The organism is Mesorhizobium sp. M1A.F.Ca.IN.022.07.1.1, from assembly GCF_003997575.1.
GTDB lineage: Bacteria > Pseudomonadota > Alphaproteobacteria > Rhizobiales > Rhizobiaceae > Mesorhizobium.
This window is the reverse complement of record NZ_RZST01000393.1, coordinates 1-4,911: the sequence shown is the minus strand read 5'-3', so window position 1 is coordinate 4,911 and position 4,911 is coordinate 1. Positions and strand designations below refer to the sequence as shown.

Sequence of the window (4,911 nt, the reverse complement as noted above, 5' to 3'; positions counted from 1 at the left end):
CTTCGCAGGCAATCGGCGTTGAAGAAGGATCCTAGAGGGCGGGTTTAGACATGGACACGAAGCCAACTGACGCTGACACGGTTTCCGCTCAGGAACCGGATATCATCGTGAACAAGACCGCACATTTCGTCGGGGAATGGATCGACGAGCACAAGGCGGAAGCCGCAGCTGCAATCCCGGCCGAAATCGCCGCCGAGAAGCTCGCCGAACAATGCATCGCCGATGCCGAAGGCCTGGGAATACTGGCTGAGGATATCGGCGACGAAGTCGGCGATCTCAAGCAATACATCGCGGAAACAGTGCTCGGAGACGAAACTTCCAGCAACGGCAAGATTGAGAGCCCGCCCGATCCGCTCCCGGCGGCGCCGAATGGAGAAACCAATGCCGAAGTTCCGTTTTGAGTTCATCGAAAGTACGGCGCAGCCGGCCATCCAGGTCGACATGGAAAATTTGGATGCCGCCAAGGCCGAGGCGAAACGCGCGGCTAAGGAGGCGATGCTCGATGGGATTGTCGAAGGCGTCGACCCGACATCGTGGGTTACGAGAATCTACGACGAAGCGGGGTATCTGGTCGCCACGATCGGATTCCAGGACCTTGTGGCCGCGCCCCAAGCTGTCGGACAAGCCCACGAACAGACCGATGAGCCCGGCGTGATACGCTCGGGCTGATGCCGCTCCTGGGCAGGCCATCGGAACCTCAGTCGAGCTTTCCAGGCCAGGTCAGCTCGATCCACGCCGGGGCATGATCGCTTGGCCTTTCCAAAGCTCTTACCGCAGCATCGACGCCCGCCCCTCGCAGCCGGTTTGAAAGTGCCGGACTGATCAGGAGATGGTCCATTCGCAGGCCGGAGCTCCGGTCATAACCGCCCCGGTAGGAGAAGTTCCAGTAGGTGTAGACCCCCTTCTCGGGATGGATCTGCCGAACCGCATCCATCCAGCCCATCTTCAGCAAATCGGCGTAAGCGTCACGACTCTGCGGGAAAAACACTGCATCGCCCAACCAGCGCGCCGGCACCACCGCATCAATCGGGGTTGGCACCACGTTGTAATCGCCGCACAGGACCGTTTCCTCTTTAAGCAAGGTCTGGGAATAGCTGATCAAACGCTGGAACCACGCCAGCTTGTAATCGAATTTAGGTCCAGGCGCGGGATTGCCGTTCGGCAGATAGATGCAGCCGATCACCAGCTCATCCACCTCGGCCTCGATGTAGCGGCTGTGCGTATCGTCCGGGTCGCCTGGCAGTCCGCGCCTGCGCTCCTGCGGCTGTTTCCCACGGGCCAGAATCGCTACGCCGTTGTAAGATTTCTGCCCATGCCAGACGGCGCGGTAACCAGCCTGCCGGATCGCCTCGGCAGGGAACTTCTCATCGGATGTCTTGAGCTCCTGCAGGCAGACGATGTCATAGCCGGTTTCGCCAAGCCATTTCAGGAGGACCGGCAATCGCCCATTGACGCCATTTACGTTGAAAGTAGCGATCCTGGTCATCCGGTTATCTTGGCCGATGATCTCTCCGGGCAGTCACCCCGATACTTGGTTTGGAATACTAGCTGTCTTTCTTGTAGGATTTGGCGGCCTCATCGATCTTGCGCCAATCGTTTCCGTGACGCCGCACCAGCTCCCGCGCCTGGGCCGGCGAAATGTTTTGCGTTTCCACGATATGGTTCACTTCCGTTTCTTCGCCTTTCAGCGGGCGCGAACGTGGCCTTCTGGGCCGGCTCGCCGCTGTTTCATCTGCATCACGTCGTCTCGCCATGGGCTGACCTCTCCTGATCCGGATTAACCGTCGAATGCCGGGAAGGTTTCCGCTCGCGGTTCCTCGAGCAGTTCGGCTTGTCTCGGCTGTGTGGCTTGAACCCAAGGAACTTGCGCGGCGTTCCTTGCGAGCAGAGCTAGCAAGCGCAATCCGATGGAAAAATCCGAAGCCCATTTTGAACCGCAGAAGCCTCGTGGTGCCGAAGCGCGCTTCCCGTACGATCGAGCGGCAGTTGAGCGGTTCCAGCTTGCGTTTCCGCGCGCGAGGTGGAGCGACGAGCTCAGGAGCTGGTTCGTGCCCGGAAAAACGGCGGCGCGGCGGATCGAGCGCTGGCTGGCACAGGAGACAGCGGCTCGCGCAGCCCATGACGACAGTAAGGGGCGGGATGCCTTCGCCTTCGATCCACTGTCGAGCCACTATCTGGAAGTCGCGGACGACCTGCGCATTCGCACGCCTTATTCGAAGACCGTGCTGGAGGAACTGCGAGCGGTTCCATGGGCGAGTTGGGACGACGAACTGCGGGTCTGGCGGGTGCCTTTTCGCGCTTATGAGGAGCTGCGGCGCCGTTGGCCAAGCATCGAAAGAGCCGCCCAGCGCGCCGAGCCGGAGGAGAGGAAACGCCGGCGGGAGGCTGGTAAACACTCCGATGAGCACAAGGCCGCCAGGCTGCGCCATGCCGAACGCAGGCGCCGGCGCTATCCGGTTCCAGCCGAAGACCTGCCTCCGCTCGGTCGCGCCGTGGCGACGGTGCAATATGACGTTGTTGTCTTCACCGGGATTTCAGGCGAGCTCGCCGACCCCTCTGAGCTGGCGCCGTTCTACCCACAGTCGATGGAGACCGGCTTCGGCGCCGTTTGGGCGAGGTGGCGGCCGCCGACCTTGGCTGAACTGATCAAGACATGGCCGGCGCGGCGTCCTGCCGGATCAGCGGAACGATCGAGAGGGTGGTGGCGGCCGACGCTTGGCGAACTCAGAATCGCTCGCCGAAAGGCGAAAAGCCTGGAGCGGAGAAAACGTTCGCGAAGTGCCGATTGATATTCTTGGGTCCATGATGGCTGTCACATGACAAGCGAGGCGGGCCGCCGCCAAGGCTCGCGTACCCGACGTTCAGGTGGAATGTCACAGGCCGAAAAGGAATTTCGGGTGCGATTTCAGCCCCGCGGGACCGGCATCCCCCCAGCCAAGCACGCGAGCTCATCGACTTGATCAGCATCGACGCAGCTTCGCTTCTTCGGCAGGCGCGCCTTCTCAAGAAGACGTAACCGCTCAGGCGCGATTTTCATCACGGCCTCATTTGTTAGCGCGCGACTTGCCGGAGAGGCGTATCACCCCTTTGTCGTTCGTACCGAGTAGTGAGGCAAGCGGACGCTTGAAAGCGGTATCGTGCTTTCGCCCCTGGCTAGGAGGCACGCATGTCCCTGCATGGTGTTTTGGATTCCACCCAACTTGAAATCCTCTCAAAAGCTGTCCATCGCTATTGTTCAAGGCATGGACTTGAGAGCGAGGAAGACCGCCAGTTGGTCGCCATGAGGGCCATGAGCCTTTTCGGCCAGGGCACAACTGACCTTGACCGGCTGTCCGCGAGACTGGAAAAGCTCGAAGAACCTGGGCACGGCTAAACCGGCTGGCAAGCGTGCAGCCGTAACAGCTCCAGCGCAGCGCTCCTAATCCCGCCAAATTGCGCCATCGCTAGCAAAAAGATCGCCAACACCAGCTGCTTGCTGCAGCGTAGAAGCTTCGGCGAAAGCGAATGCGGGGAGAAGAGGGTGATGGTGCCCAGAGGCGGATTCGAAGCGAAGGAAATCTGGCTTTGTTTCCAAATAGTTGACGCCCACACAAGAGCAGGGATAGCCAACAAAAATACCAACAAAATATTTCTGTGGATTGGTTCGGTTCCCGGAAATCGCTCTATTCGCTCAATGCCATCGCATCCCAACCTTATCTCAGAAGCGGAGCGTTGAGCAAGTCGCAGGTCCGCTGCTGCCTCCAATTTCCCCGAGATCTGATCGCCCTTACCACTTGAAGATGGCGGCGAGAGCGTCTTTCGACTTGACGCTTACGTCCTTGAAAATATTGAACTTTTCGCGGCATTTGTTACACAGTCTGTTACACGGCTACAGCGTTAATTTAAGCTCTCGGCATCTGAGCTCGCGCGCCCGAGCATCGACCTAATCCGATACTGGCTCGGGGCATCGTTGCTCCCGGAGCTTCAGCGTAGTCTCGCAAAAATTCCCAAGCCGCTTCGGGGCTGACGAGTCTGCGAAGCCGACGAGCGATAGGCAATACCGAGACGCAGACATTACGTGACGGCACTTGATATTGCAGTGCAGCAAGCGTAGAGCACCGCCCGCTTATGGGAGTGTCGTCCATGGCCCTTACCAATGCTGGTAACGAGGCAGAACCTGTCGAACAATCGAGCCATTCTGAGGTCGAGCAGCACAGCACCAAGGTGCTGATGCTGGGCGCGTTGGGCGTGGTTTACGGCGATATCGGCACCAGCCCGATCTATGCATTCCGAGAGGCGTTGCACGCATCGGCCGGTGGCAACGTCGCCAACCGTGGCGACATCCTCGGCGTACTCTCGCTGATCATCTGGTCGCTGACGATCACCGTCACCATCAAATACATCATGTTCGTGCTCCGTGCCGACAATCGCGGCGAGGGCGGGGTGCTGTCGCTGATGGCGCTGGCGCGCAACAGTTTCCCGACGCGCTCGGCGGTGATCCTCGGCATCGGCATTGTCGGCGCGGCGCTTTTTTTCGGCGACGCAGTCATTACGCCGGCGATCTCGGTGCTGTCGGCGGTCGAAGGTATGAATGTCGTCACGCCGACCTTCCAGCCCTATGTGGTGCCGCTGACACTGGCCATTCTGGCGGTCGTGTTTGCGGTACAGCGGTTTGGCACCGGCGGCGTAGGATTGGTGTTCGGGCCCGTTACCGCGCTGTGGTTCCTGGCCATCGGCCTTTCCGGCCTCAACCACATCATGGACGACCCGGAAATCCTGCTGGCAATCAGCCCGCATTATATCGTGTCATTCCTGATCAACTCGCCCGAAGTCGCCTTCGTCACGGTTGGTGCGGTTTTTCTCGCCGTCACCGGCGCTGAGGCGCTCTATGCCGACCTCGGCCATTTCGGGCGCAAGCCGATCGTGCTTGCC

7 protein-coding genes are annotated in these 4,911 nt (G+C 60.0%); 5 read left to right on the top strand and 2 right to left on the bottom strand.

Annotated features, from left to right (window positions below; translation table 11 throughout):
* Positions 1-50: 50 nt before the first annotated feature.
* Together EOA75_RS28710 and EOA75_RS28705 are read left to right on the top strand one after the other, a co-directional pair.
* Complete coding sequence (locus tag EOA75_RS28710; RefSeq protein WP_095777394.1) at positions 51-401, top strand: DUF768 domain-containing protein; 351 nt, start codon at positions 51-53, stop codon at positions 399-401.
* Positions 382-669, top strand: a complete 288-nt coding sequence (locus EOA75_RS28705; protein WP_066993818.1) for a hypothetical protein — start codon at positions 382-384, stop codon at positions 667-669. Before EOA75_RS28710 ends, EOA75_RS28705 begins: the two co-directional genes overlap by 20 nt.
* Before the next feature lie 28 nt (positions 670-697).
* On the opposite strand, the gene xth is transcribed toward EOA75_RS28705, so the two are convergent.
* Together xth and EOA75_RS28695 are read right to left on the bottom strand one after the other, a co-directional pair.
* Positions 698-1,486, bottom strand: coding sequence for an exodeoxyribonuclease III (xth, locus tag EOA75_RS28700; protein ID WP_127325744.1), 789 nt, complete (start codon positions 1,484-1,486; stop codon positions 698-700).
* Between the two features lie 58 nt (positions 1,487-1,544).
* Complete coding sequence (locus EOA75_RS28695) at positions 1,545-1,754, bottom strand: hypothetical protein (protein ID WP_066993812.1); 210 nt, start codon at positions 1,752-1,754, stop codon at positions 1,545-1,547.
* A gap of 153 nt (positions 1,755-1,907) precedes the next feature.
* Between EOA75_RS28695 and EOA75_RS28690 the strand changes: the two genes are divergently transcribed.
* The 3 genes from EOA75_RS28690 to EOA75_RS28680 all read left to right on the top strand — a co-directional run.
* On the top strand, positions 1,908-2,789 hold the full coding sequence (locus EOA75_RS28690; RefSeq protein ID WP_127248491.1) for a hypothetical protein: 882 nt from the start codon (positions 1,908-1,910) through the stop codon (positions 2,787-2,789).
* A gap of 377 nt (positions 2,790-3,166) precedes the next feature.
* A complete protein-coding gene (locus tag EOA75_RS28685; RefSeq protein ID WP_066993806.1) occupies positions 3,167-3,373 on the top strand; it encodes a hypothetical protein in 207 nt (68 codons plus the stop codon).
* Positions 3,374-4,122: 749 nt separating this feature from the next.
* Positions 4,123-4,911, top strand: a 789-nt coding sequence (locus EOA75_RS28680; RefSeq protein ID WP_206517051.1) for a KUP/HAK/KT family potassium transporter, incomplete at its 3' end; no start/stop codon positions are given.